The sequence below is a fragment of the Holdemania filiformis DSM 12042 genome (assembly GCF_000157995.1).
In the GTDB taxonomy this organism is placed as follows: Bacteria; Bacillota_I; Bacilli_A; order Erysipelotrichales; family Erysipelotrichaceae; genus Holdemania; species Holdemania filiformis.
In genome coordinates, this window is the sequence record NZ_GG657556.1 from 22,441 (window position 1) to 49,088 (window position 26,648).

Consider the following 26,648-nt stretch of genomic DNA (forward strand, 5'->3'; position numbering starts at 1 on the left):
TCCAAGTCAATCCTTTTTTATGGAATTGTCCGCGTTTTCTTTCACGCAGCAGAGAAATCCGGGATTGGGTGCGGCAGGGATAGGTTTTCCTGTTATACTGAAAGCAGGAAGTTGAAAGGAGAAGGACGAGTGATGAAATTAACATGGATGGAGGCGGAACAACCGTTGCCCCGGATTGACCGGGGTCTGCCCAACGTGTTCCCGATTCCGATTCAGCTTCAAGGGCAGCCGGCCGTTGTTTTATTTGATACCGGCGCTTCATGCAGTGCTGTGCGCAGATCGGTTGCGGAAGCGGCGGGGCTGCGGCCGCTGCATGAACAGATTGCGGGCGGCGGGAGCGGTCTGGGACGGATTCAGGCCGAGAAGTGGCTGGCGGAAACCGTGCAGATCGGCCCGCTGACGGTGACGGAACAGGTGTGGATGGTGCTGCCGGACGCCTGTTTTGTCTTTGAGCTGGAAACTGGACATCCCGCACAAATCGACGGATTGCTGGGGTGGGACGTTCTTCAGTTCGGCTGTTGGCAATGGGATGAAAAAAGTCAGCGGTTGTCAGGGAAGCCGTCGCTTCCGGAAAAAAGCACGATTCATGAATTGACTGGCTGGGATTCTATGCCTGTGGTGCAGGCGGAAACGAACGGCGAGATTTTATGCTGGGGGTTTGACAGCGGCAATACCAGCACGACCGGCGGGTCCTTGTTTTATTCAAGATTGCCTGAATCACTGCCGCTGGAATTGGAAACGCTGACGGGCGTTGATGGAACGACGCAGGTTCCGGCCAAACGGCTTGCTCGACTTCCTCTGCGGATCGGAACAGCCGAAATGATCCTCAGCGACGTTCCCGTGATCAATAAAACGTTATATCCCGTGCGGGATCAGGCGGTCGCCGGCTTGTTGGGCGCAGACGTGCTGGCAGGGTGCAGCTGGCGCCTGGATTATCCTAATCGCCGCCTGGAGCTCAAACCGGAGGCTACGAATTCCAATCGGCCGGTACGCCGGGTTTGACATAGAATAAAAACAAAAAACGCCGGAGAACTGAAAGCAGGGAGGACTTTCAACTTCGGCGTTTTCAGAGAATCGCAACGTTAGTTTGGAATTAGAATTTGCGACAGCGGCATATTCGGAGTGTTTAAATTCGGCGTTTGGTTGAGCGCGCCGGAAGAGAAATAGAAGACAGAGGCGATCACGATCAGGATTGCGGCTAACTTGTAGAGTGCAGTCAGGTTTTTTTGCATTGGGGATTCCCTCCTTTTATTTTCAGCATAAGCGCCAAACGCTCTTTTATTCTTGATCTTACTATAACATACGAAGCCGTTGGGGAAATGAACGGCAGCTTAACAATTTATTACAGATTCCTGACGGCCGCTTAAAACAGCCTTGATTTCCCAGAACAGTCGTGAAAAAACGTGAAATCTGATGTTTTTTCCAAGAAAACTTCCACTTCTGCAAGGCACAGATCCGCCAACGGCTTTCTTCACTTGACAAAGTTTGACAACCTTCGTCGCAATCAGCCACTACAATAAATCTGATAAGAGGTGGAATTTTGATGAAGGGAAACGTTTGTTTTTTAGAAGATTTAACGCGTCTGATCCAGGCGGGAAAGCGGACGGAGCTCGCGCACCGGCTGCGGCCGGAAGCGGCTGTTGTGAGCGGGGAGATCGAAATCTATGGCCGGGAAGCTGCCGCGCGGTGGCTGTGGGAACAGCCGCAGCTGACAACGCTCGGCGAACCCCGGATCCAGATGCTTTCCGGTCAGCTGATGCTGCAGCGGGGAACGGTGCAGTGCGCGGGAAAGCCGCTGCGGTATGGGCTTGTGATCGATGTGCTTTTAGGTCAGCTCGTTCATCTGACGCTGCTGGAAGCGGCAGTGAAAACAGAAAGCGCAGCCACATCCGGCCGCAGCTCTGACTTGGAGCTGCTTTTAACGCAGACGCAGAAATTCTGGCTGGAATGGGATCTTTGTCAGGATACGCTGCGGGTGTCGGAGAACTGGTTCGCGCATTTTCATTTCCAGCCTGCGCTTTCCAATCTGTTTCAGGATCCGGCACGCCGGCAGCACTCACTCTCCGGTGCGCAGATCGCGGAAATCCAGAGTCAGCTGCGGCAGGGAAAGCCGGTCCCGCCCATTGAGCTCAGCCTGCGTTGCGGTGGGAAAGACTTTCGCTGGTATAAGCTGGAGCTGACGGCTGAAAAGGATGGGCAGGGCCAGCCGGTGAAGGTGCTGGGCCTGGTAAGCGATATCGATCAGCAGCGGCGCGAGCTTCACTGGCTGCGGCGGCTGGCGCACCAGGACTGCCTGACGGGATTATATAATCGTTTTAAGATCCAGCAGCTGATCGAGGAAACGCTGCGCTGCGCCCCGGAGGGGAAACGCATGACGCTGGCAGTGATGGATATTGATAATTTCAAACAGATCAACGACGCTTATGGACACGACTGCGGCGATGAAGCGCTGCGGCAGACCGCGGCTGAAATCCGCGAGTTGTTTGCGCCGGAGGATTTAGTCGGCCGGATCGGCGGTGATGAATTTGTCGTTTTACTGCAGGAAGCGGGCACTGGCGAACAGGCCAGTGCCCGTCTGGAACAGATCCGTCAGAAGCTGCAGCATCGGCATCAGCCTCCGGCTGTCCTGACGGGAATTTCCTGCAGCATCGGCTGCGCCTTCTTTCCCGTGCAGGGAACGACGTACCGGCAATTATTTCTGAAAGCCGACGCGGCGTTGATTCAGGCTAAGCGCCAGGGAAAAAACAGCTGTGTATTCTATTAATTCATGTTGAATTCTTGATTTATGTTTTCGACGCTTCCCTTTTTAATTGGGTGAGATTGCCGTCCGTTTTGCGAATGGGCGTGGTATGATAAAATCAACGGATCAATGAAAGGGGAAGGAAAATGAAAACAACCTTGATTCTGGGCTCGACGGTGATCGATATGATCGTCCGGGTGCCGCATCTGCCGGTAACCCAGGAGGATATCAATACACGTTCCATGACGATGGCGCTGGGCGGTTGTTCCTATAATGCGGCGCGGATGCTGCGGCTGTTCCAGCTGCCGCTGTTTCACTGTTCGCCGACGGGCGACGGTGTTTTCGGCCAGCTGACCGAGAAACTTTTGAGGGAAGAAGGACTGTCGCCGGCGGTGCGGGTGAAAGGTCAGGATAACGGCTGCTGCCTGTGTTTGGTGGAGGACAGCGGCGAGCGCACGTTTTTATCAACCCATGGCGCGGAATATGGCTTTTGCGAAGAATGGCTGGCAGACCTCGATCCGGCGCAGCTGGACTATGTGTATGTTTGCGGAATTGAACTGGAGGAGCCGAGCGGACAGGCCATGTTGAAATGGCTGCGCGATCATCCCGGGCCGCAGGTTTTCTTCGCCCCGGGCGCGCGGCTGATGCATTTAGATGCATTCCACTGGCAGCAAATGGAAGCGTGCCGGCCGATCCTGCATTTGAATGAAGCGGAAGCGTGCTGGCTAAGCAAGACCGGAGAGATTGAAGAAGCCGCGAGAACGCTGCATGATCGGTTTGGTCAGGCTGTGATCATCACCCGGGGCGAACAGGGCGCGGTGTGCTGTTCAGCAGAGGGCAATGTCCAGGAACTTCCGGGTGTCGCGGCAGAGGTTGTCGATACGATCGGCGCCGGCGACTGCCATGCTGGAACGGTGCTGGCGGGACTGAAGCTGGGCTGGCCGTTGGCCATGGCGGTGGATCTGGCTAATGCGATGGCCGCCCGGGTTGTCGCCCGATCCTCTGCCCGTCTGGATGAAACCGAATTCGATGCCGTGCTGAACACCTGGCGGAAAAACGCCGGAAAGGACTTGCCGGCGGAGGGAAAGTGCGGTATCCTGTAACCAATTCATAGTAAGGTGGGAAACAACATGGAAAGAATACAAATTCAAGACTTAACCGACTACCATTTCGTACACAGCCTGGCGGCCTCCAAAACGCATATCCTGTGCTTGCAAACGCAGATGGACAAGGCGGAAAATGGCTACCGCACCAATTTGATGGAACTGGAGCCGGCGACGATGCAGCTGAAGCCGCTGATCAGCGACGGCAAGGTTTCGTCATTCTGCTTTGAGGATGACAACACGGTGCTGTTCGCGGCGGAGCGCAAGCCGCAGGATAAACCGGAACCGTATGAACAGAAAACCGTTTATTACCGGCTATCCCTGAATCAGGGCGAAGCCCGGAAAGCGTTTGAAGTTCCCTACGCCGTCCTGCAGATGACGCCGGTAGCGGACAGCGATTGGGTGGTTTTGAAGATTCAGGAAAATTTACATACTTTAGATCCCCAGACGACATCCAAGGAAGAACTGGACGACGCGCAGGATTATGTGATTCTGCATGAAGTCCCGTTTGTTGCCAACGGCGCCGGATTCATCGATTCAGACCGCTGCGGCTGCCTGCTCTGGAACAAACGCACAGGTCAGCATCAGCGGATCACGCCGGAGGGCTATGATTGCGGCCGGGTGATCGTCAGCGGTCAGCGGATATTCTATACGGGAAAGAACTGGCGGGATGTGCAGCCGAAAACATCGGAGCTGGTCTGTTATGATCTTGAAACGCACACCTCGCGCACGCTAGTGCCGCAGGGAGCACTGCGGATCGGCGCGATCGCCGCGGAAAACGATGTGCTGATGTTGATGGCAACCGATATGCAGGCCTATGGCAACGGTACGAGCTGTGATTTCTACCGCTGCGATGTTGCGAGCGGGGAAGTCCGTAAGGTACTGGATTACGAATATTCCATCGGCAGCTGCGTTAACAGCGACGTCCGCTATGGATCAGGAAAAACGTTCATGATGAAAGATGATGTGCTTTATTTTACATCCACGATCGGGTATCGTACGGAACTGATGCGGCTGCAGGGAGATCGCTTGGAAAAAGCAGTCGCGTTCAACGGCGCCGTCAGCGGCTTTGATCTGACGGAATCCGGATATGTGTTCTGCGCGATGGAACCAGGCCGGCTACAGGAAGTCTATACGGCAGACGAATCGGGAACGCTGAAAGGGCGCACGCAGATCAGCGAGCAAGACCTCCAAAACAAGGCTGTTCAGCCTGTTGAGTACGCCGGTTTTGTCAATTCCGCGGGTCAGACGATCGATGGCTGGCTGATCAAACCTGTCGGTTGGCAGCCGGATCAGAAATATCCGGCGATCCTGGACATTCACGGCGGTCCGCGCACGACGTATGGCGAACTGTTGATCCACGAAATGCAGGTCTGGGCAAGCGCGGGCTATTATGTCTTTTTCTGCAACCATCGCGGATCCGACGGCTATGGCGACGCCTTTGCGGATCTGCGTCTGAAATATGGAACGATCGATTATGAAGATATTATGGAATTTACGGATCACATCCTGGCACAGAACCCGCAGATCGATCCGCTGCGGCTGGGCGTTACCGGGGGCAGCTATGGCGGCTACATGACCAACTGGATCATCACGCATACGCACCGCTTCGCCGCGGCCGCCAGTCAGCGCAGCATCTCCAACTGGATCAGCGATTACGGAACCTCCGGGATCAGCTATGACGACGATCTGCATGACGGCGGCAAACCGTGGAATCACATGGAAAAAATGTGGGATCACTCGCCGTTGAAATACGCGGATTTCTGCACAACGCCGACGTTGTTTATTCATTCCTTTGAGGACTATACCTGCGCTGTATCGCAAGCGATGGAAATGTTTACGGCCTTCAAGGTGCTGAACGTCGAAGCCCGCGCCTGCTTGTTCAAGGGGGAAAACCACGAGCTGTCCCGCAGCGGCAAACCACTGCACCGCTTTAAGCGTCTGCGCGAGATCACCGGCTGGATGAATCAGCATTGTCAGAAATAAAGTTGGAAGAATATCAGAAATCCGTATCGTTGGATTGAAAGACAGGTTTGGATTTTTAACGGCTTGAAAGTCGCTGCGGCGCAGTGGTGTTCAAGCCGTTTTTCCTGTATAATGAAGAACACCGGACAGCCGGCCAAGGCCGGCTGTTGGCATGAGAAAGCGGGGATAAACGAATGGAAACAGGAATTTTAATTCTGACGGCAATCGCCGCCGGCGCCGCGTTGTTTTGTCTGTTTCAGATGATGGCCGTCAACCGGCGGCTGGCCAGACTTGAAGCGCAGGATTTCAATAAAAAGCTGAGTACGCTGCAGGCGACGCTGGCGGAACAGGACCGGCAGAGCCGGCAGGAAATTGTCGACGGGGCACAGAACGCCGTGCGGTTAGTCGGCGAAATGCTGAGCGCCAATCAACAGACCGCATTTCAGGCGGAAAGCCAGAAGCTCGACGCCATGAATCACAGCGTTTTGCAGCAGCAGGCAGCCCAGCGTGAAATGCTGCAGTCCTTAAGCGCGCTGTTAAGCTCCAATCAGCAACAAATCTCGGAGCTGCAGAGCCGGAAATTCTCCGAGATCAGCCAGTCGCTGTCGGAAAAGCAGAATACGCTCAACACAGCGATGGCCAATCAGTTCAGCGTGTTGGAAAACCGCTTGAAAACCTTTGAAACCGGGAACGAGCAGAAACTGGAAAACATGCGTCAGACGATTGAAAAACAACTGGCCGCGATCCAGCAGGACAATAACCGGAAACTGGATGAAATGCGGCAGACTGTCGATGAAAAGCTGCAGAAGACGCTGGAGGACAAGATGACGCAGTCGTTCCAGCTCGTTAACGATCGTTTGGAACAGGTCTATAAGGGATTGGGCGAAATGCAGACGCTGGCCGTCGGCGTCGGCGATCTGAAAAAAGTGCTGTCCAACGTCAAGACCCGCGGCATCGTCGGGGAAATCCAGCTGGGCGCGATCCTGGAAGAAATTCTGTCCTCGGAACAATACGCAACCAACGTCGCGACAGTGCCGGGAAGCAAGAACGTCGTCGAGTTTGCGATCAAGCTGCCGGGGGAGGACGATCAGCCGGTATGGCTGCCGATCGACTCCAAATTCCCGGCCGACGCCTATTCCAACCTGCAGGATGCCTACGATTCCGGCAGTCAGGAAGCCGTGACGCAGGCTGTCAACGTGCTGTCGCAGCGAATCCGTTCCTTTGCCAAGGATATTCACGATAAATATATCGAACCGCCCTACACAACCGATTTTGCGATTTTGTTTCTGCCGTTTGAAGGCCTGTACGCCGAAGTCGTCAACCGCGGCTTAGTCGAAACGCTGCAGCGGGATTACCGCATCAACATCGCCGGACCAAGCACGATGGCAGCGCTGCTCAACAGTCTGCAGATGGGCTTCAGAACGCTGGCGATCCAGAAGCGCAGCAGCGAGGTCTGGACGATCCTGGGTGCGGTGAAAACAGAATTTGATAAGTTCCACGACGTACTGGCGATGACCCAGCAGCGGCTGGATCAGGCGAATAAAGAACTCGATAAGCTCGTCGGCACACGCACGCGGATGATTCAGCGCAAGCTGAAGGCGGTCGACAAGCTCGATCCGGCTCAGTCAGCCCAGCTGCTGGAAACCGCGGCTGAGGATGACAGTCCGGTCGAAGTGTAAGCTTTTGATGAACTGACAAGGCGGATAAGAATCGCGGGGAGCGCAGGAGCCGCGATCAGTTGATTCATAAAATCTGTGCAGAGATCATAGGGAAAATCGTTTTTTGAAGAAGCACGGAAATTCGAATTGAATTCCCCGGCTTCTTTTTTTAGCGTTGACCGATGTTGGTTTTCTCTTGTTTTCCAAGCTATCCTCCGTTATGTTCCTAAATTGTGAACTCTGTTGATCAAAGTCCCTTTATGGTATGCTAAAAAAGACAAAATTGGAATTGATGAAATACCAGAAAGATCGGAGACTCACTAATAGGGAAAAGCGGATTTTGGGAATCAGAAATTTTTATTTTTGATAGTCCATATCTGATTCAATTTAGATCATATCAGAAAAAAGAATACGCTGCCTGGTCTGATTTGAAAGCAGAAGGCAGCTAAAAGGGAGATGGGGAAACGATGCGGCGAAAAAACAAAGGACATTCGTTGGGCGTCTGGGCTCTTGTCTTATTTATCATTACAGGCTGCGCAGGGCCTGCCAATCCGGTCATCATTCTGCCTTCCAATGAAGAATCGAGGGTATCGCTGACCTACTTCGGCAATAAATACGAACCGGAAAACGTGCAGGTGATCGAAGAAATCATCTCGCAGTTCATGCTGGAAAATCCGGATATCCGCGTCGCTTACGAAAGTCTTAAAGGCTCGGCGTATTATGAGGCGCTGCTCAAACGCATGGCTAACGGCAAGGGCGACGATGTGTTTATGATCAATCATGACACTGAACTGATCTTAGCCTCCCAGGGACAGCTCGCCGATCTCTCCGGCCTGGCGACCATAGAAAACTACACGGATGAAATGTTGAGTCAAATGCGGGAACAAGAGCATATCTATTGGGTGCCGACGACAGTCTCTGTGTTTGGTCTTTACTGTAATCTTGATCTGCTGCAAAAACACCATCAAAATGTGCCGGAAACCTTGGCTCAATGGGAAGCGGTCTGCGATTACTTTGTCAGTCAGGAAATCACACCGGTAATCGCGAATAACGATATATCCCTGAAGACGGTCGCGATCGGTATCGGACTGGCAGCGCTCTATCAGACCCGGCAGCAGGCGGACTACTTTGAACAGGTGAATCTGGGATCCGCAACCTTAAGCGAAAAGCTGAGGCCGGGTTTTGCGTATGTCGAAGCGATGATCGCCAACGGCTATCTGGATCCGGAAGCCACGTTGGCGACACAGAAGACCTCCGACGATCTGGAGCTTTTTGCGAACGGACAGACACCATTTCTGTTGACCGGCGCCTGGGCTGCAGGACGGCTGGCGCAGAAGAACCCGGATTTTGCGTTTTCTGTCGTTCCCTATCCGCTGCTGGAGGACGGCAGCTTTGCGGTAATCAATGCCGACACCCGGCTGAGCGTCAATGCTGACAGTCCGCATCGCGAAGAAGCGCTGCGTTTCGTAGAGTTTTTTACCCGCCCGGAGAACATTCAAAAGTTCGCCGATCAGCAGGCTTCGTTCAGTCCGTTAAAAAACGGCGGTCATTCCACGCTGACGCAGATTCAGCCGCTGATTCCGGCGTATGCGGACGGACGAGTTGTGATCGGCTCGGATTCCCTGCTGGATAAACCGATCTGGGAATTGACCGCGAAAGCCGTCGTCCGCCTGCTTCAAGGCGAAGCTCTGGATCAGGTCATGGAACAGCTGGACGCGGACGCTGAACAAGAGGAACAATCATGAAGAAACTTGTACGCAATACCCGCCGCACCGTCACAGTAGGGGCAGCAGCGCTGGCGCTGGCGCTCTGCCTGTTGACGACACACTTTATTAGCAATGTGAAAACCCAGCTGTGGCAGCAGTCGATCAATACGATTTTAGAATCGACGCGTCAGGGCCGGAGTACGCTGGCTGTGCAGTTAGACGAAAATTATGCGGATCTGCGGAACATCGCCGGACGTCTGGCAGACTATCCGGCATCCGATTCTGCCGCTCTCGACACGCTGCTTCGTGAAATCAACACGCTGGAAAGCAGCGTCCATCTGATTTTCGGCGAACAAGTCTGCCTGCCGTCAGACCAGCCCTGTGATCAGCAGGCGCTCGCGCAGCTGGATCCCCATGGCGGCGATCAGGCCGTGATCGATCCGCACATCAGCAGCGTGACCGGCATGGATGTATTCGACTTAGTGCTCGAAGTTGATTTTTCAGATGACCAAAAGGGGTATTTGATAAAGGAGTTTGAAGTCCGCAGCATTGTCGATACGTTTACGCTGTCCTTCTATAACGACGCCGGGTTTTCGTATGTCGTCGACGCGGACGGCGATGTCCTGATCCGTTCTCCGCATCCGCGAAGCAACAAAACGGTGCAGAATTTATTGGATATGCTTTCTTCCCAAAGCAATGATTCCCAAGCTCTGGCTTTATTTGCGGATTCACTGAAGTCCGCAGAAACCGGCTGGGCAATTTTTACCTATGAAGGCGAACGCACGGTGTTCTGTTTTACGCCGGTCGGGCTGCACTCGGATTGGGCGTTAATTTCAATAATTCCGGAAGCTGCCGTCAATGCTCAGACTCACGCGCTGCTAAGACAGTCGCTGGCTTTGGTGGCTTCGGCAGTTCTGGGGATCAGCGCGCTGGTTCTGCTTTATCTGCGCCACATGACCAAGACGCAGCGCCGTCTGACGCATCAAACCAATTATATCAGTCATCTTTATAACGCGCTGCCGGAAGCGGTCGCGTTAATCTCCACCACTCAGCCTTATCGCCTGCTTCAGCTCAACCGGGAAGGCTGGCGGCTGATGGGCTATACGCTGGAAAATTCAGACGAAGTTCTCAATCTTGACCTGCGGGCTTCGATGCCTAAATTGGATTACGAACACTTTGCCGGACAAATTGAAGCGGCGATTTGCAGCGGGGAAAAAATCAACCTTGTCGAGATGATGAAGAATAGGGACGGCAGTGTGTTCTGGACCTCGGGGATTATTGAAAAAACGCTGGATGAAAACGGCGAACCGGTGCTGATCTACGCGTTTCACGACATCACCAAGGAAAAGCAGGCGGAAGAAGCAGAAAAACAAAGAACGCTGCAGGAGCGGCTGACGCTGGTCAGCGCGCTGTCCAACGCCTATCCTGTGATCATCAGCCTGAATCTGACGCAGGACCAGGTGCAGTTCGTCTATGTCCGGCCGGGATTGATGATACGGCTGGGCGAACAAGAAACTTACAGCCAGTTATACGCTGAACTGGAAGCGTCCATTGATCTGGAATTCAGGCAGGATTATCGCCAATTTCAGCTGAATGCGTTGCAGGAGGCGTTTGCCGGCGGAATCGGCGAGGTTGTGCTGGAGATGAAAATGAAGCTGACCGACGAGCAGCTTCACTGGACGACGACGCAGATCATCCATGTCAATAACCCGTATTCCGAAGATCAGCTGGCAATTTTAATTTCCCGCCGGACCGATGAACAGCGTTTAAAAGCGGAGCGCCAGCAGGAGATACTGAAAACCGCCTTGGAGAACGCGACTGCGGCCAGCGCCGCAAAGAGTCAGTTCCTGTCCAATATGAGCCACGATATCCGAACGCCGATGAATGCCATCGTCGGCATGACCGCAATTGCCGGTGCGCATCTCAACGATCCGGAACGCGTCCAGGCCTGTCTGCGCAAAATCAGTCTTTCCAGCAAGCATTTGTTAAGCTTGATCAACGATATTCTCGACATGTCGAAAATTGAGAGCGGCAAGCTGACGATAGCGCAGGAACCATTTAATTTTGCCGAGCTGATCACCGAGGTTGTCGAGCTGGTCCGGCCGCAGGCAGAAGAAAAAAATCAGATCTTTGAGTTCCAGCCGGAGCGGCTGGAGAAGGAAGGGGTCGTTGGCGATCCGCTGCGGATCCGTCAGGTGTGTATTAATATTTTAAGCAACGCTGTGAAGTATACGCCCGAAGGCGGCACGATTACCTTGGAAATCAGTCAGCGTTCCAGCTTATATAAAGGGTGTCAGAATTTTGTGTTCCGGTGTGCGGATACCGGAATCGGGATGGAGCCGGAGTTCATGACGCGTCTGTTTCAGCCCTTTGAACGTTCGGATCACCCGCAGGCCCGGAATGAAAATGGAACTGGATTGGGCATGGCGATCACAAAAAATCTCGTTGATCTGATGAACGGCGAGATTCAGGTCACAAGCACGGCAGGACAGGGTTCGGTCTTCACTGTAATTCTTCCCTTTACCGCTGCAAAGTCAAACCGAAGAACAAATTCCTGCCAGCTGGCAGAGCGCGCACATTCTGGTCGTGGACGATGATCCGAAGATCGGCGAGGAAGCCGGAGAATTGATGACGGCGCTGGGGCTGCGCTGCGATTACCGCGACAAGGGGGAAGCGGCGTTGGACGCCGCGGAACAGGCACAGTGCGCAAAGGATCCGTACCGGCTGATCGTGATCGACTGGAAAATGCCGGGGCTGAGCGGACTGGAAACCGTTCAGGCCTTGCGGCAAAAACTGGGCGCCCAGCCTGAAATTGTCATTCTTTCAGCCTACGACTGGTCGGATATCGAAGAACAGGCACGGCAAAGCGGCGTCAGCGGCTTTTTGACCAAACCGTTCTACCGTTTCAAAATCTGCCGCCTGCTTAACGAATTGGAGGACGAACGGCGTGAGCCGGCTGAGGTAAAGCCGGTGATCACGGATTTCAGCGGATGCCGCCTGCTTCTGGCCGAGGATAACGAGATCAACCGCGAGATCGCCCGGGAAATGATTGCCAGTCTGATCACCGTTCAACTCGACGAAGTGGCCGACGGTCAGGCTGCGGTGGACCGGATCGCGGCCAGTCCCGAGGGGTATTACAATCTGGTGCTGATGGATATTCAGATGCCGCGCTTAAACGGCTACGAGGCGACCCGTCAGATCCGAAAGCTCAACCGCCGCGATAGTAAAACGCTGCCAATCGTCGCAATGACCGCGAACGCCTTTGAAGAAGACGTGCGGCTGGCGATGCAGGCCGGGATGAACGCCCATTTTGCCAAGCCGATCGACATGGACCGGCTCGCGGAGATCCTGCGCCGGTTTCTCTCAAACGAAAATTCGGATGAGAATCTGCCGGAATAATAATTGATGTTCTTTTCCACGTCCCGCCTTCGGGTGGGATTTTACTTTGCTGGAAAGGCTTGGAAATTGATAAATTCATGCGTTTGTCAATTGTATTTTCGCAGGGAAAGGAATACAATAGCGAAGTGACCGACCAGTCGGTCGGAAAAAGGAGAGGCCTATGTTTTCTAAGTTTAGTGTTAAGAAACCCTATACTGTGATTGTGGGCGTGGTCATGTGCCTGTTGCTGGGCGTGATTTCATTTATGAATTCAACAACTGACCTTTTGCCCGAAATGGAGCTGCCCTATGTCGTCATCTATTCGACATATCCGGGGGCCAGCGCCGAAAAAGTAGAAACCAGTCTGACCCGGATTTTGGAATCCTCGGTCAGCACGACAGAAAACCTGTCGAATATGAGTTCGATTTCTTCGGATAATTTATCGTTAATTATTCTGGAGTTTGCCGACGATACCAACATGGATACGGCAATGCTCGATCTGAATGCCAAGATTGATCTGGTGAAGGGCTATCTGGATGAAACGATTTCCAGTCCGACGCTGATGGCAATCAACCCGAACATGATGCCGATCATGATGGCGACGGCAGATTATGACGGTCATGACCTGCAGGGATTGAGCGACTTTGTCAATGAGAAGGTCGTACCGGAGCTGGAAAAGACCAAGGGCGTCGCGTCAGTGGATCCAACCGGTTTGTTGGAAGAAACCGTGCAGATCGTGCTTGATCATGACAAGATCGATGCGATCAACAACAAAGTGCTGGACAGCGTCGATTCCGAGCTGGCAAAGACCGAACGGGAACTGCGGGAAAAGCTGCAGGAGGTCAACGACGGCCTGCAGAAAATCACCGACGGTGAGTCGGAATTAACCAGTACGAAAAATGAAACCTATGACAAGCTGGCGCAGTCTTCCGTTCAGCTGCAGCAGGCGGCGACGAATCTGATCGCGATGGATTCGCAGATCACTCAGCTGAAAGCGGAGAAGGCGGCCTTTGAACAGATCGTCAGCGGCGTGGATCAGCTGAGAACACAAGTTCCGGACAATCCTGATGCAACGAATGAGGAATTAATAGAATATCTGGAGAGTTTGCCTGCGACCATTACTATGTTGACACAAAGTAAAGATGCACTTGCGAACTATCAAATTCTTATTAATGAAATATCAGATGATACTTCGTTAGCTGATCAGCCATTACCTGAGGAAATAACTTTCATTTTAAGCAAATTTAAAGTTGATCTGACTAAAATAACAAATTATGGAGAGGTCAAAGCAGCACTGTCGGGCGCAGTAGCAACCATAGATCAAGCTTTAACCCCGTTAAATGCACTTTCGTCTAATTTAGACGCCATGAAAGAAATGGTAGGAAAGTACGACGACGCGAAGGTCAAGTTAAGCAATGTTGAAATCGAAATCGCGACGGCTGAAGGCGTGAAGCAGGCGGCCAGCAGTATGCTGACAAAAGCCGGGATCGACGTTTCCGACCTCAACAGTCTGCAGTCCAAGCTGGAATCCGGAAAGTTGACTGCGGCCGGTGAGATTACCAAGGGCGAAATGACGATCTCCACGACCAAGACAACGCTGGAATCCGCCAAGACGCAGATTGAGGACGGCTTGAAACAGATTGCCGACGCCCGCGATGAAGCGCTGAAAAAAGCAAATATTTCCGAAGCCCTTTCGCCGAGCATGATCTCGACGATGCTGACGGCGGAGAACTTCTCGATGCCGGCCGGCTATATCGCCTCCAACGACGATTCGCTGCTGATCAAGGTCGGAGATCAGTTCGCTTCGCTGGAAGAAGTGGAAAATCTGCTTCTCATGTCGATGGAGATCGACGGATTGGAAGAAGTCCGGCTGAAGGATCTGGCAAGCGTTCAGATCGTCAATAACAGTGAAAAATTATATACCCGCGTCAACGGCAATCCGGGCATCATGCTTTCCTTCCAGAAAAGCTCGACCGCCTCGACCGCGGACGTCTGCAAAGCCCTGCATAAAACCTTTGACAAGCTGGGCACGCAGTATGAAGGTCTGCATTTCTCAACCCTGATGGATCAGGGCGTCTATATCGATATGATCGTCAATTCCGTTCTGGAGAATTTCCTGTACGGCGCCATTCTGGCGATTATCGTTCTGATCTTATTCCTGCGCGATCTCAAGCCGACGGTGATCATCGCCCTCAGCATTCCGATCTCGCTGATGTTCGCCATGGTGCTGATGTATTTCAGCGGTGTGACGCTGAATATTATCTCGCTGTCCGGTCTGGCGTTAGGTGTCGGGATGCTTGTCGATAACTCCGTTGTCGTTATTGAAAACATCTACCGGATGCGCAACGAGGGCGTCGGCTTGATCGACGCGGCGATTGAAGGCGCTAAACAGGTTGCCGGAGCGATCATCGCTTCGACGCTGACAACGGTCTGCGTCTTCTTGCCGATTGTGTTTGCGACCGGTCTGGCCCGTCAGCTGTTCGTCGATATGGGGCTGACGATTGCCTACTCGCTGCTCGCCTCGCTGATCGTCGCCTTAACTCTGGTGCCGATGCTTGCCAGCAAAATGCTGAAAAAGCAGAATGAAAAGAAGCACGGCTTCTTTGAGAAGCTGGTCAGCGGATATACCGGGCTGTTGAAATGGTCGCTGGGTCACAAGCTGATCGTCATGGGCGGCGTCATCGCGTTGTTGATTTTCAGTACGATCGGCGTTATGAACATGGGGATGACGCTGATTCCGTCAATGGATTCCGGCCAGATGTCGGTCAGCGTAACGATGCAGAATGAGGAGGCTTCCGATCAGGAATGCTTCGCGATGTACGATCAGGTCATGGAACGGCTGATGCAGGTGGAAGGCGTTGAGACCGTTGGCGTTACCAGCGGCGGCAGCGGCCTGTCCACGATGATGGGCGGAGGCGGCAATACCTCCACGACCTTCTATATCATCACGGAAGAAAAAGCGAATACGAAAAAAATGGAAGCGGAAATCCCGCAGGTTCTGGCGGATCTGCCTGTTGATGCGGCAGTTTCCACAAGCAATATGGATTTGAGCGTGCTGGGCGGCAGCGGCGTCGCGATGACACTGTACGGCGATGATCTGGACGAGCTGCAGGCGTCCGCGATCCAAATCGGCAATCAGTTGAAGCAGATCGAAGGCATCGACGTCGTGGACGACGGTCAGCAGGATCCGGTCAAGGAAGTCCGCGTCATCGTCGATAAGAATGAAGCGATGAAATACGGCCTGACCGTAGCGCAGGTCTATCAGAGCGTCGCTTCCAGTATTAAAGAGGAAACGACCAGCACGACTCTGGCGATTCAGGACAAGGACTATCCCGTCGTCATCGTTCAGGACGCCGCTTCCTTAACCCAGCTGGATAACCTGCAGGATATGAAGCTGAAGGGAACCGAAAATCAGGAAGAAAAGGAAGTCGAGCTGTGGCGGATTGCCGATATCGAAAACGGCACCGGCATGAACAGCATTTACCGTGAAAACTCCCGCCGGTTTGTCAATGTCAGCGGTACGATCAAGGAGGGCTACAACGTCAGCCTCGTTACCCGCGACGTGCAGAAGCAGCTGGATACCAGCGGACTGCCGGAATCAGTAAGCTTGGAGTTCAGCGGTGAAAACGAAACGATCATGGAAACGATGGTCACGATGATTCAAATGATTCTGTTGGCGATCGCGTTTATCTACATGATCATGGTCGCTCAGTTCCAGAGCCTGTTATCCCCGTTTATCGTTATGTTTACGATTCCGCTGGCCTTTACCGGCGGCTTCCTGGGCCTGTTGATCACCGGTCAGGAATTGAGCATTGTCGCGATGCTGGGCTTTCTGGTGCTGTGCGGCGTCGTTGTCAACAACGGCATCGTCTTTATCGACTATGCCAACCAGCTGAAAGAACGGGGTTATGCCACCCGCGAAGCGATCATTGAAACCGGCCGGACCCGTCTGCGTCCGATCTTGATGACGGCGCTGACGACGATTCTGGCGATGACGACGATGGCGCTGGGAATCGGCACCGGCAGCGATATGATGCAGGGCATGGCGATCGTTACAATCGGCGGTCTGACTTATTCCACGGTGCTGACGCTGTTTGTCGTGCCGATCATGATCGAAGTGACAAGCCGCCGCAAGGACCGCAAAAAAGCAAAGGCGGAACCGGCGCATGAGTGAGGAGAAGAAGACTCAGGTCTATCTCGGCGTGATCAGCCTGGTGCAGCAGGGCCGCTCGCTCAATGAGCTGAAGGTTTCGGAAATTGCCGAAGCCAGCGGGATCGGCAAGGGCACCTGTTATGAATACTTTTCTTCAAAAGAGGAAATTATCCGGGAAACGTTGTTGTATACATTTCATAAAGAATTTGACAACTTCTGCGGCCTGCTTCAATTCGAACAGGGCTTCGAGGCCGGCTTTCGGCAGATCTTGACAGTGATGGAAAAAGCGCTGAGTCAGTTCTCGCCGTTTCAGACGCTGATGTCCAGCGTCGGCAAGCGGGAGCTAAAACAATACGTCAGCGAGGAAGCGATGGAAAATATTATGCGCCAGATGATCCGTTTAATCGATCTGTTGCTGGACCAGGCGCTGCAGGAAGGCGTAATCGAGCCGCAGCGGCCGCGGGAGTATCAGCGCTTTGTCTTGATCGGCGTCATGCAGGCGTATTGCTTCCAAATTACCAACCCGCAGTTACAGATCTCCGCCGCTCAAGCCGCGGACTATGCCTGGCAGGGGTTGCGGGAAGCGCTGGCATGAACGGCAATTAAAAATGACAAAGCAATAATGAACATTAGAATCTGAAATAAAAAAAGAAGATGAGAGAACTTAGTTAGACCCTAAGACTCCATCTTCTTTTCTTCATTTATCAGTCAGGATAAAATCAAATTAGTGAGCAAACTGGAACGGCGTAGCCGCTGTGTAAGCGTCCGCACCTTCCGCAAGCAGATTTATCGTTACATCTTCCAAGTGCAGCGTCTGGAAACCATTTTCAACCTTTCCGCTTTCATTAACGAACTCTAGGGTCTGGGCATAGCCCTCCGCTTCCGCTTCATCAACCTGGACTTCAATCGTTACGCTTTCGCCATCCGCAAGGCCGCCATCCGCGTAATTCGTGCCTTTCTCTTCTGAACCTGTTTTGTAGATATACAGTTCAGTGATTGTTTCTCCCGTCGTGTTGACAACAACGTATTTTCCGCTTGTTGCCACTTCCTTCTTTTCGGTTTCTTTATTTTCTGTCTCCGGCGTCGGGGTAGGTTCCTGTGTCGGTTTTGGTTCTGCCGGAGCGCTGCAGCCTGCGAGCAAGGCCGCTGCCAGGACTAAAGCTAAAAATTTCTTCATCTTTCTATTCCTTTCCGTGCTTTGTAAGCATCATACGTTGACCATGATAAACTGTATAGCAGGAATACAGTCAATCCCTTTTCCCATTTAAATTAACTTTCAAAAAAGTTTACTAAAGGATGAAAGCAGGCATCGCTGAAAACAGACATCGATTTTCCCATGTTTCTTCAACCCCAACATACAAAAAGGCCGGCGGCACAAAGAGGTTTGTTTTTACTTTGCGCTGCCGGCGTGATGCCGTTTCAAATTTTAAGCGTGGTAGAAATGAGTTGACGGATTCATCCTGAAGGGGATCAGTTTTTTCTTCAGGGTAATTTTCTGACCGGAACTTCCAGCATACTCAAATCGTTTTTACCGGCGATGTAATAATTTTCGACGATATTGTGCAGAATAATATTGCCGGTGACTTCATAATGATGGTCGTCAATATATTGCATGACGTCGCATAAGAGTTCAAATTGTCCGGGATTGCCATAGAAATATTTTTTTACTTTCATTCCGCCGGACAGGGTGATCACATTGGAATGATCGGCCGAAATATTTTCGATGATGAAGAAGACGCCGCTGTCGCGGTAAGGATCTGCGCTGTGACACGCTCCTTTGCGAAAGAGAACGCCGCAGCCTTCAAATTGGATATTGGTGTGCTGTAACGTCAATTCCACACATTTCCGATAGGCGGCGTCGATCATCGCGTCTTCTTCCAGCGATAAATCAAAGGGGGCGAAGAAGGCGGTTCTTTCCTGTTCCTCACTGACAAAGATCTTGTTTAATTCGTATTTTCCAAATAGCGACTGATAGTACATCTTCCGGTGATGTGTAATCAGTTTTTTCATCTGTAATTCCAGAATCTGATCATCTAATTTCGCAATCTGTGTATCGAAAAGCGCTAAGATTGAATCCGCATTATTTTTTTTCATGACTTCCATGATATCCGATAACGACATCCCCGCATCTTTCAGCTGCATGATCTCGATCATTTTCGGTTTCTGCGAATGCTCGTACAGCCGATAACCGTTGTCATTGATCTTCGCGGGCTTAAATAATCCGATTTTATCGTAATGGATCAGTGTTTGTCTGGTAATGCGGAACATCTCCGCGAATTCCGTGATGGTATAAATCTCTTTCTCTTCCATGCTTGTCACCTGATTCCTGGTCTGGAACTTTGTTGGTTTTATTATAAGCCACCCCGCTGTCTGCCTCAAGGATAAGGCCCGGAGTTTTTGACAAACAGTAGATTTTGACTATCAAGCCGGGATAAACAGGAAAAGCAGACCGGCGAAGATCTGCTTTTGTGAAAATGAATGGATTCATTTTATTGGGAAGAATCCGGACGTTTATCCTGCGGAGCCGGCCCGCATTTTCGGCGCGCGAGGATCAACAGCCAGGCCATCGCCACGGTATAAAACATTTCAAGTAGGGAATTGACGCTGAGAAAGCGGATATACAATAAAGCGCAGATGATCAGAATCCCTGCGGTCATTTCGATTCCCCAGCGGCCTAACTGCCATCTTCGCCGCTGTCCGGCATAGAAGACGCGCAGGATTAAGAGATTCAGCGCCAGGAAGGCCAGATTGCTGACAAGGATATGCAGCTGGGCCAGAAACGGAAAGGATTCCGGCAGGTAAGGCACAAGCATCGAAGCGATCATCAGAAGAAACGTCAGATCTTCCCGCCGCTGTAACGAAACGCCGAGCGCTTCAGCCAACGCGCGGATCATCGCCCGGAAAACAAGCGCGCCGACGATAGCCCAGATCACAAGCAACAAGCGGTAGTCCAGACCGTTGCCAACCCAGGATAAGTTGGTAGTCAGCGGATCATCGCGCAGGATCAGAAACAGCGTGAACAGCGGAAACAGCACACCGCCCGCCAGCTCGGTTTTATTCAAGACAGAACGTATTTTTTTCATGACACCATTATAGCGAAAAGCGTCTTTCAATTCAAATCCGGACTTCGCAGCGGAAAAAAGTGTGATACAATAAATTCACTTTGGAGGAAGATCATGGATAAGAAAATTAAGGTGGGGTATCAGGGGGCGCACGGCACCTTCAGTGAAATTGCCGTACAGGAGTTTTTTAAGGACAGGCCGTTCACCGCTTGTAATTATGCCAATTTCCCGTCGATCATTGCCGACGTTGAAAGCGGTGCTATCGATTACGCGCTGCTGCCGGTGGAGAATACGACGACAGGGATTATTTATCGGACTTATGATTTGTTGAAGGACAGCGATATCTTTGCGGTCGGCGAGATTTTAGTGCGGATCGACGAGCAGCTGATCGGTCTGCCGGGAACGAACATCGAGGATCTGCGCGAGGTGTATTCCCATCCGGAACCGCTTGATCAATGTTCCGGTTTCTTTGCGGCGCATCCGTGGATTAAACCGGTGACCTATCAGGATACGGCGAAAAGCGTGGAATATGTGGCGCAGTGCCAGGATCCGTCGAAAGCGGCTTTGGGGAGCTGGCTGGCGGCGGAATATTATCATCTGCCTATATTAAAGGAACGGGTACAGGATAATCAGCTGAATACAACGCGGTTTTTCTGTGTGGCAAAAGGCGAGCAGACCGTTCAGGAGGCAGATAAGATCAGCATGTATTTCGTCGTCAATCATGAACCGGGTGCGTTGTATGAGGTCATTCGAGTTTTCGCTCAGCGGGGCATCAACATGTTGAAGCTGGAATCCCGGCCGATCCGCGGACGGATGTTTGAGTATTGTTTCTATATTGATTTCGACGGCAGTCTGCTTCAGCCAAAGACGCAGGAAGCGATTGCCGAGGTTCGCGAGCATTGTCTGGAGGTTAAAGTTCTGGGCAGCTACAAGCGGGCGTTTAACGGAGAGCTGTTATGAGAAGGAAACTTGTGATTCTGTTGGGTGCGCTGATGCTCAGCGGATGCGCCGCTGCGCCGGAAGTGAAACCCACGCCGTCCCTCACGCCTTCACCGGCAATCGAACAAACGCCCATGCCTTCGCCGGCAGCGACTCCCGATCCGACGGTCAACGACAAATCCGCCGACCTGAGCGCTTATGAAGGCTTCACGGACGAGCAGAATGCTTTCGTTGAAATCAGTCTGGAAGCTTCGCTGGAAAAAATCGAACAGGGCGAATCGTTCATGATCTATTATGGCAAGCCGAATTGTCCGTGGTGTATTGAAGCGGTGCCGGTTTTAAATGGAGCGGCTAAGGAAAACGACGCAGTTGTTTATTACGTCGATACAAGCAAGCCTGAAAATTACTCGGAAGCGATGATTGAAAAGATCATGACGCTTTTTGAAGGCTGGCTGCTGAAGGATGAGGAAGGCGAGGAAGGGTTTTATGTGCCGGACGTTGCATTGATTGTTAACGGCCGGGTCGCGGCTAATCATATCGCGACCGTCGATTCACACGATCCGTATACCGCACCGATGAGCGAAGCGGAACAGGCAGAGCTGAAACAAATTTATACAGAGATGATAAAAAAGTTGACCTCCGCGGCTTAAAACTATGGATTTTTACATAAAAAAGATTCGGTTATCGAAGTCGTAATGATATAATAAATATGGATTTCCGGCAGTGTTTCTAGTCGGAAACAAGATAAGGCAGGGATAAGCGATGAAACGGCGGAAAAAGGGTTTTACATTAATTGAATTGATCGTCGTTGTGGTGATTTTAGTGCTTTTGATGTTGATGCTGGTACCGAAAGTGACAGGTTTTACTAAAACAGCGTCGGACACAGTATGCCATGCCAATCAGGCCAACGCGTATAAAATCATGGTTATGGAATATACTTTAGGTGAAAAACCGTTTAATGAGGAATCTGCCAAAAAAGCGATTGACGAAAAATTAGGAGATCATGAAAAATTATGTCCTACTGGCGGAACAATCACCGTTCTGGTTGATCCTGTGGATCCAAGTAAATTTTCAATCACTTGTTCCAATCACGGTGGTTCAGAACAACAGATTCTGGGTAATTATTCCAAAGATATGTTGGAAATGGCTGTTAATGGTTTTTATGGAAGCAATAAAACCGGTCAGCTGGACTCTACAGGGCCGAACTTTGGAAAAGGATTTAAGCAGACCATCGCGAAGAAATATGGTTTGAATGCTGATAACTTTGATTTCACTGTCATGAAAAATAACAATGGTACTTATTCTGTTTATATTTTTGATGGAATTTCGGATATGAAAGTAGGAGATTCAGTTCAAGGGGTGGTCTACGAATACGATAAAGACAGGAACCTTATTGGCAATTCCACAGGAAAAACTTTTACAGGAAGCATTAAATCAAAAAAAGTAGATTCCACGACTTTTAATTATCTGGATTTGGGATCTGTGAAATAATCGGTTTCCCAGGTTGTAACAAAGAGCTGAAGTTTCAGAAAAAGATTGCATTTCAATCGAATTGTGATATAGTAAAAACATCGAGGTGTTGAGTATGATGAAAAATATCTGCGAAAAAATTGAACATCCGAGTTCTTCTTACTTTTATTTTACCTTTAGATAGAGGGCTGGTTCACTTTGGACATTAGCCCGTTTTGATTTGAAATCAGGCTAATTCTGAAGGGGAATGCGAAAAGAAATGCTGAACCGTGCAGGATAAGCCTGTACGGTTTTTTTGTAGGTTGTGTGAGAGGGGAGAAGTTAATATGATGAAAAAAATCACAGTCAATCTCAAAGACAAAAGCTATCCGATTCTGATTCAGCGGGGACTTCTGAATCAGGTGGGACAGTATCTCGAAGGTCACCGGAAGGTGATGATCGTGACGGACGAGGGGGTGCCGGAGGAATATGCCCAGCGTGTGTTGGCGCAATGCGGTCAGGGTTATGTCGAACGCGTGATTCAGGGTGAAGGCGCTAAAAGTATGGAAGTTTATCAACAGATTCTGCGGCGGATGCTGAAAGAACGGTTTTCCCGCAAAGATCTGATCGTCGCTTTAGGCGGCGGGGTGATCGGCGACCTGTCCGGGTTTGTCGCCGCGACGTATATGCGGGGGATTGAGTTTATCAACATCCCGACAACGACGCTGTCGCAGATTGACAGCAGCATCGGCGGGAAAGTCGCGATCAATCTGGATGGCATCAAGAACTGCGTCGGCGCGTTCTGGCAGCCGAAAATGGTGCTGATCGATCCGGACGTACTGGCCACTTTGCCGCAGCGGCATATCAACAACGGTCTGGCCGAGGCGCTGAAAGCCGGTTTAATCCGCGATGAATCGTTGTTTGAGTTGTTTGAAACGGACGATCCGATGGAGCACATCGAGAAGATCTTATACAAATCACTGATGATGAAAAAGAAGGTCGTGGAGATCGACGAACGGGAAATCGGCGTTCGCCGGATCCTGAATTTCGGACATACGATCGGCCATGGTATCGAGAGCTATTACCATCTGCACGACGTGTACCATGGCGAAGCGGTTGCGCTGGGCATGATGAAAATGATCAAAGATGAAACGATCCGCGAACGGCTGCACCCGATTTATCAGCGGCTGAATCTGAAAGAAGATATCGACTACGACCGCCAACAGGTTTACGACTTTATCACCAAAGACAAGAAGATCGACGGCGGAACGTTAACGATTGTGTTGCTGCGGAAGATCGGTGAAGCGTATTTAAAAGATATCCCGACGGAGAAGATCAAAGAATATTTGTAATCGAAAAGTTCTTTTAATGAAAAGAATATAAGGAAAACAAGTTGTTCTGCGTTCAGGGCAGAACAAGGAAAAATGACAAAAAAGCCAGGAAAAAACAAGGAGATCAAACGATGAAAAGTGCGATTGGACAGTGTATTGAGCTGTCGCTGTTCGGCGAGAGCCACGGTGAAGCGATCGGCGTCGTGATTCAGGGTCTGCCTTCGGGCATCCGCATCGACGAAGCCTGGATGGGCAAGCAGATGGAGAAACGCAAACCTAAAGGCAAAATATCGACTCAGCGGCAGGAAGCGGATGTTCCGGAAATCGTCAGCGGCGTCTTTGAAGGCCGGACGACGGGCACACCGCTGTGCATTCTTATCCGCAACGAAAATATGCGAAGCAAGGACTATTCGAAAACAAGATATATTCCGCGCCCTTCGCATGCCGATTACACGGCGGAGATTAAATATCTGGGCTATCAGGATTACCGCGGGGGCGGTCATTTCTCAGGCCGGATCACCGCGCCGTTAGTGGCGGCCGGCGCCATTTTCCTTCAGATGCTGAAAGCGAAAGGCATCGAGATAGGAACGCATGTCGCGCAGATGCAGGAATTAATGGACGCGCCGTTTGCGGACGAGGAAGCAGAGTTGCGGGCGCAGCTATTGAGCTTAGAGGATCAATATCTGGCATGTCTGAGCGATTCAACGCGGACGGCGATCCAGCAGCGGATCGAACAGGCTCAGGCCCAGGGCGACTCGATGGGCGGGATTCTGGAAAGCGCGGTGGTCGGGATGCCGGCCGGAGTGGGCGAGCCCTTCTTTGATTCGGTGGAGAGCCGGCTGGCGCATCTGTTGTTCAGCATTGGCGCTGTGAAGGGCGTGGAATTCGGCGATGGTTTCGACTTTGCCGCAAAAAGAGGCAGCGAAGCCAACGACGGCATCACGATCGACAATGGACATATTCGGACTCTGACCAATCATAACGGCGGAATTAACGGCGGGATTACCAACGGCATGCCGCTGCGCATCCGCACGGTCGTTAAGCCGACCCCTTCGATCTACAAGCCGCAGCCCAGCGTTAATCTGAAAACCGGCGAACCGACGACGCTGCAAATTGAAGGCCGGCATGATCCGGCGATTCTGCATCGGGCGCGGGTCGTCGTCGACAGTCTGATTGCTTTCGGGCTGGCAGATCTGTTGACTGAGCGCTTCGGCATTCTGTGGTGGGAAGGAGAACGGCCATGCGGCGAGGATTGATCGGCGAACATCTGGGACACAGCTATTCCCAACGGATTCATGAAACGCTGGGCGGCTATCCTTACGAGCTGATTGAGGTGGCTCTCCAGGACTTGGACGCCTGGATGAAAAACAAGGATTTCGCGGCGCTGAACGTCACGATCCCCTATAAGAAAGCTGTGATTCCTTATTTAGAAGAACTGGATGAACGGGCACGGCGGATCGGGGCCGTCAACACGATCGTCAATGATCATGGCCGCCTGATCGGTAAAAATACCGACTATTACGGCTGTCGGTTCATGCTGGAACAAGCAGGCATGGAAATTCAGGGCCGGAAAGTGATCCTGTTAGGCAACGGCGGGGCGGCGCAGGCCGTGCAGGCGGTGCTGGAGGATTTAGGCGCGGCGGCGATCGTCAAGGTCAAACGCAATCCGTCGCCGGAAACACTGACCTACGAAGAAGCGTACCGCGATCACAGCGGCGCGCAGGTCATCGTCAATACCAGCCCGGTCGGCATGTTTCCGGCACAGGAAGGCATTCCCGTGGAGCTGGATCGCTTCCCTCAGCTGGAAAGCGTCGCGGATGTGATCTACAATCCGCACCGCACCCGCCTGATCGTCGAAGCCCAGAAACGCGGCTGCCGGACAGCGACGGGATTAAGCATGTTAACGGCGCAGGCCGCCGAGGCGATTGAAGCGTTTATCGGCAAGCCGGTCGCTCCGGAATCCATTCTGCGCATGACGGCAGAACTGGCGCGGGAGAAAATGAATCTCGTCTTAATCGGGATGCCGGGCTGCGGCAAAAGCACGATCGCCAGGAAACTGGCGGAAATCAGCGGCCGTCCGGCCGTTGATATTGATCAGCGGATCGTGGAGCGGATCGGCATGCCGATCCGGGACTTCTTTGCCCAACAAGGCGAAGCCCGGTTCCGTCAGATCGAAGCGGAAATTCTGGCGGAAGTTACGCTGCAGACGGGGCAGATTATCGCCACGGGCGGCGGGATCGTCAAGGATTGGGAAAATGTCAGACGGCTGCGTCAGAGCGGCAAGGTTTATTTCCTGGACCGCAGTCTGGATCAGCTGGAAACCGATCCGAGCCGGCCGCTGAGCTCCAGCCGCGAAGCCCGCGGCAGCTCTATGACCAGCGGATTGATTTATACCGGGCTGCCTGCGACCAACAGATTGAAAACAACGGCAGCGCCGATCAGACCGCCCGCCGGTTATGGCAGGACTGGCTGACGGAAATAACGGGACTGATCGATTAGAAATAAGTCAAGAACAGTGAGGATTCATCCTGAAATAGAATAAGGAAGGACTAAGAACAAGTCTGAACGGCAGTAACGGAGAAAACGCAACAGTCGTTACGCGAACAGGCAATGAATTATGACATGGAAAGACAGCATCGTATTCGGTAAAGAAAACGAGCGCAGATTGAAAAAACAGGGGGAATAAAACCATGATTATCACATTAAAAAAGAACACACCGCAGCCGGAAATCGACCGGCTGATCCAAAACTTTGAAAAACAAGGCGTTCAGGTCAACATGATCTCCGGCGCGAATTACAATGTTTTCGGATTGGTCGGTGATACGGCGAAGCTGGATGAGCGGCGGATTATGGCGAACGAATGGGTGGAGGACGTCACCCGGATTGCCGCTCCGTACAAACTGGCCAACCGGATGTTTCATCCGGAAGACTCGGTCATCGACGTCAGCGGCGTCAAGGTCGGTGGCCAGGAGAAGATCGTCGTGATCGGCGGTCCCTGTTCGGTCGAAGGGGAGGCCATGATCTGCGACATCGCCCAACAGGTCAAAGACGCCGGCGGCGTGATGTTACGAGGTGGCGCGTACAAGCCGAGAACCTCACCTTACGCTTTCCAGGGGATGGGCACCGAAGGGATTCTTGCGATGGTCAAGGCGCGGGAAAAGACC

Annotated in this window: 20 protein-coding genes and 1 pseudogene; 17 read left to right on the plus strand and 4 right to left on the minus strand. The window is 52.0% G+C overall.

What is annotated here, in order from left to right; all coding sequences use genetic code 11:
- Positions 1-132: 132 nt before the first annotated feature.
- A complete protein-coding gene (locus HOLDEFILI_RS05980; RefSeq protein WP_039864171.1) occupies positions 133-1,002 on the plus strand; it encodes a retropepsin-like aspartic protease in 870 nt (289 codons plus the stop codon).
- Between the two features lie 80 nt (positions 1,003-1,082).
- On the opposite strand, the gene HOLDEFILI_RS19195 is transcribed toward HOLDEFILI_RS05980, so the two are convergent.
- Positions 1,083-1,232, minus strand: coding sequence for a hypothetical protein (locus HOLDEFILI_RS19195; protein ID WP_006058623.1), 150 nt, complete (start codon positions 1,230-1,232; stop codon positions 1,083-1,085).
- Positions 1,233-1,543: 311 nt separating this feature from the next.
- On the opposite strand from HOLDEFILI_RS19195, the gene HOLDEFILI_RS05985 reads away from it, so the two are divergent.
- The 9 genes from HOLDEFILI_RS05985 (at position 1,544) to HOLDEFILI_RS06025 (ending at position 17,298) form a co-directional block, all read left to right on the plus strand.
- Positions 1,544-2,764, plus strand: a complete 1,221-nt coding sequence (locus HOLDEFILI_RS05985; protein WP_006058625.1) for a GGDEF domain-containing protein — start codon at positions 1,544-1,546, stop codon at positions 2,762-2,764.
- A gap of 122 nt (positions 2,765-2,886) precedes the next feature.
- On the plus strand, positions 2,887-3,843 hold the full coding sequence (locus HOLDEFILI_RS05990; protein ID WP_006058626.1) for a carbohydrate kinase family protein: 957 nt from the start codon (positions 2,887-2,889) through the stop codon (positions 3,841-3,843).
- A gap of 27 nt (positions 3,844-3,870) precedes the next feature.
- Positions 3,871-5,829 carry an alpha/beta hydrolase family protein gene (locus tag HOLDEFILI_RS05995; RefSeq protein WP_006058627.1) on the plus strand — a complete coding sequence of 653 codons (1,959 nt, stop codon included), beginning with the start codon at positions 3,871-3,873 and terminating at the stop codon, positions 5,827-5,829.
- Between the two features lie 173 nt (positions 5,830-6,002).
- Positions 6,003-7,487: a DNA recombination protein RmuC gene (locus HOLDEFILI_RS06000; protein WP_006058629.1), complete on the plus strand. Its 1,485-nt coding sequence runs from the start codon at positions 6,003-6,005 to the stop codon at positions 7,485-7,487.
- 446 nt (positions 7,488-7,933) lie between these two features.
- Complete coding sequence (locus HOLDEFILI_RS06005; RefSeq protein WP_006058630.1) at positions 7,934-9,211, plus strand: ABC transporter substrate-binding protein; 1,278 nt, start codon at positions 7,934-7,936, stop codon at positions 9,209-9,211.
- A complete protein-coding gene (locus HOLDEFILI_RS06010) occupies positions 9,208-11,769 on the plus strand; it encodes an ATP-binding protein (RefSeq protein ID WP_006058631.1) in 2,562 nt (853 codons plus the stop codon). The genes HOLDEFILI_RS06005 and HOLDEFILI_RS06010 overlap by 4 nt, the downstream gene beginning before the upstream one ends.
- Positions 11,759-12,571, plus strand: coding sequence for a response regulator (locus tag HOLDEFILI_RS20040; RefSeq protein WP_006058632.1), 813 nt, complete (start codon positions 11,759-11,761; stop codon positions 12,569-12,571). The genes HOLDEFILI_RS06010 and HOLDEFILI_RS20040 overlap by 11 nt, the downstream gene beginning before the upstream one ends.
- Before the next feature lie 160 nt (positions 12,572-12,731).
- The gene (locus HOLDEFILI_RS06020; RefSeq protein ID WP_006058633.1) at positions 12,732-16,724 is read left to right on the plus strand and encodes an efflux RND transporter permease subunit; all 3,993 of its coding nucleotides are present in this window, start codon (positions 12,732-12,734) and stop codon (positions 16,722-16,724) included.
- The gene (locus tag HOLDEFILI_RS06025) at positions 16,717-17,298 is read left to right on the plus strand and encodes a TetR/AcrR family transcriptional regulator (protein WP_006058634.1); all 582 of its coding nucleotides are present in this window, start codon (positions 16,717-16,719) and stop codon (positions 17,296-17,298) included. The genes HOLDEFILI_RS06020 and HOLDEFILI_RS06025 overlap by 8 nt, the downstream gene beginning before the upstream one ends.
- Before the next feature lie 129 nt (positions 17,299-17,427).
- Here HOLDEFILI_RS06025 and HOLDEFILI_RS06030 read toward each other — a convergent pair whose 3' ends face one another.
- The 3 genes from HOLDEFILI_RS06030 to HOLDEFILI_RS06040 all read right to left on the minus strand — a co-directional run bounded on the left by HOLDEFILI_RS06030 (position 17,428) and on the right by HOLDEFILI_RS06040 (position 19,786).
- On the minus strand, positions 17,428-17,880 hold the full coding sequence (locus HOLDEFILI_RS06030; protein WP_006058635.1) for a hypothetical protein: 453 nt from the start codon (positions 17,878-17,880) through the stop codon (positions 17,428-17,430).
- Positions 17,881-18,185: 305 nt separating this feature from the next.
- A complete protein-coding gene (locus tag HOLDEFILI_RS06035; protein ID WP_039864174.1) occupies positions 18,186-19,013 on the minus strand; it encodes a MerR family transcriptional regulator in 828 nt (275 codons plus the stop codon).
- A 179-nt stretch (positions 19,014-19,192) separates the two neighbouring features.
- Positions 19,193-19,786: a hypothetical protein gene (locus tag HOLDEFILI_RS06040; protein ID WP_006058637.1), complete on the minus strand. Its 594-nt coding sequence runs from the start codon at positions 19,784-19,786 to the stop codon at positions 19,193-19,195.
- A gap of 93 nt (positions 19,787-19,879) precedes the next feature.
- Between HOLDEFILI_RS06040 and pheA the strand changes: the two genes are divergently transcribed.
- The 7 genes and pseudogenes from pheA to HOLDEFILI_RS06075 all read left to right on the plus strand — a co-directional run.
- Positions 19,880-20,725, plus strand: coding sequence for a prephenate dehydratase (pheA, locus tag HOLDEFILI_RS06045; protein ID WP_006058638.1), 846 nt, complete (start codon positions 19,880-19,882; stop codon positions 20,723-20,725).
- Positions 20,722-21,354 carry a hypothetical protein gene (locus tag HOLDEFILI_RS06050; protein ID WP_006058639.1) on the plus strand — a complete coding sequence of 211 codons (633 nt, stop codon included), beginning with the start codon at positions 20,722-20,724 and terminating at the stop codon, positions 21,352-21,354. The genes pheA and HOLDEFILI_RS06050 overlap by 4 nt, the downstream gene beginning before the upstream one ends.
- 112 nt (positions 21,355-21,466) lie before the next feature.
- Positions 21,467-22,195 carry a prepilin-type N-terminal cleavage/methylation domain-containing protein gene (locus HOLDEFILI_RS06055; protein ID WP_006058640.1) on the plus strand — a complete coding sequence of 243 codons (729 nt, stop codon included), beginning with the start codon at positions 21,467-21,469 and terminating at the stop codon, positions 22,193-22,195.
- Positions 22,196-22,503: 308 nt separating this feature from the next.
- Positions 22,504-23,505 (plus strand): 3-dehydroquinate synthase, encoded by a 1,002-nt coding sequence (gene aroB / locus HOLDEFILI_RS06060; RefSeq protein WP_039864434.1) that lies wholly within the window; start codon positions 22,504-22,506, stop codon positions 23,503-23,505.
- A 110-nt stretch (positions 23,506-23,615) separates the two neighbouring features.
- Positions 23,616-24,740 (plus strand): chorismate synthase, encoded by a 1,125-nt coding sequence (gene aroC / locus HOLDEFILI_RS06065; RefSeq protein ID WP_039864176.1) that lies wholly within the window; start codon positions 23,616-23,618, stop codon positions 24,738-24,740.
- The gene (locus HOLDEFILI_RS06070) at positions 24,725-25,957 is read left to right on the plus strand and encodes a shikimate kinase (RefSeq protein ID WP_006058643.1); all 1,233 of its coding nucleotides are present in this window, start codon (positions 24,725-24,727) and stop codon (positions 25,955-25,957) included. Before aroC ends, HOLDEFILI_RS06070 begins: the two co-directional genes overlap by 16 nt.
- A gap of 217 nt (positions 25,958-26,174) precedes the next feature.
- A pseudogene (locus tag HOLDEFILI_RS06075) lies at positions 26,175-26,648 on the plus strand (3-deoxy-7-phosphoheptulonate synthase); the annotation flags it as partial.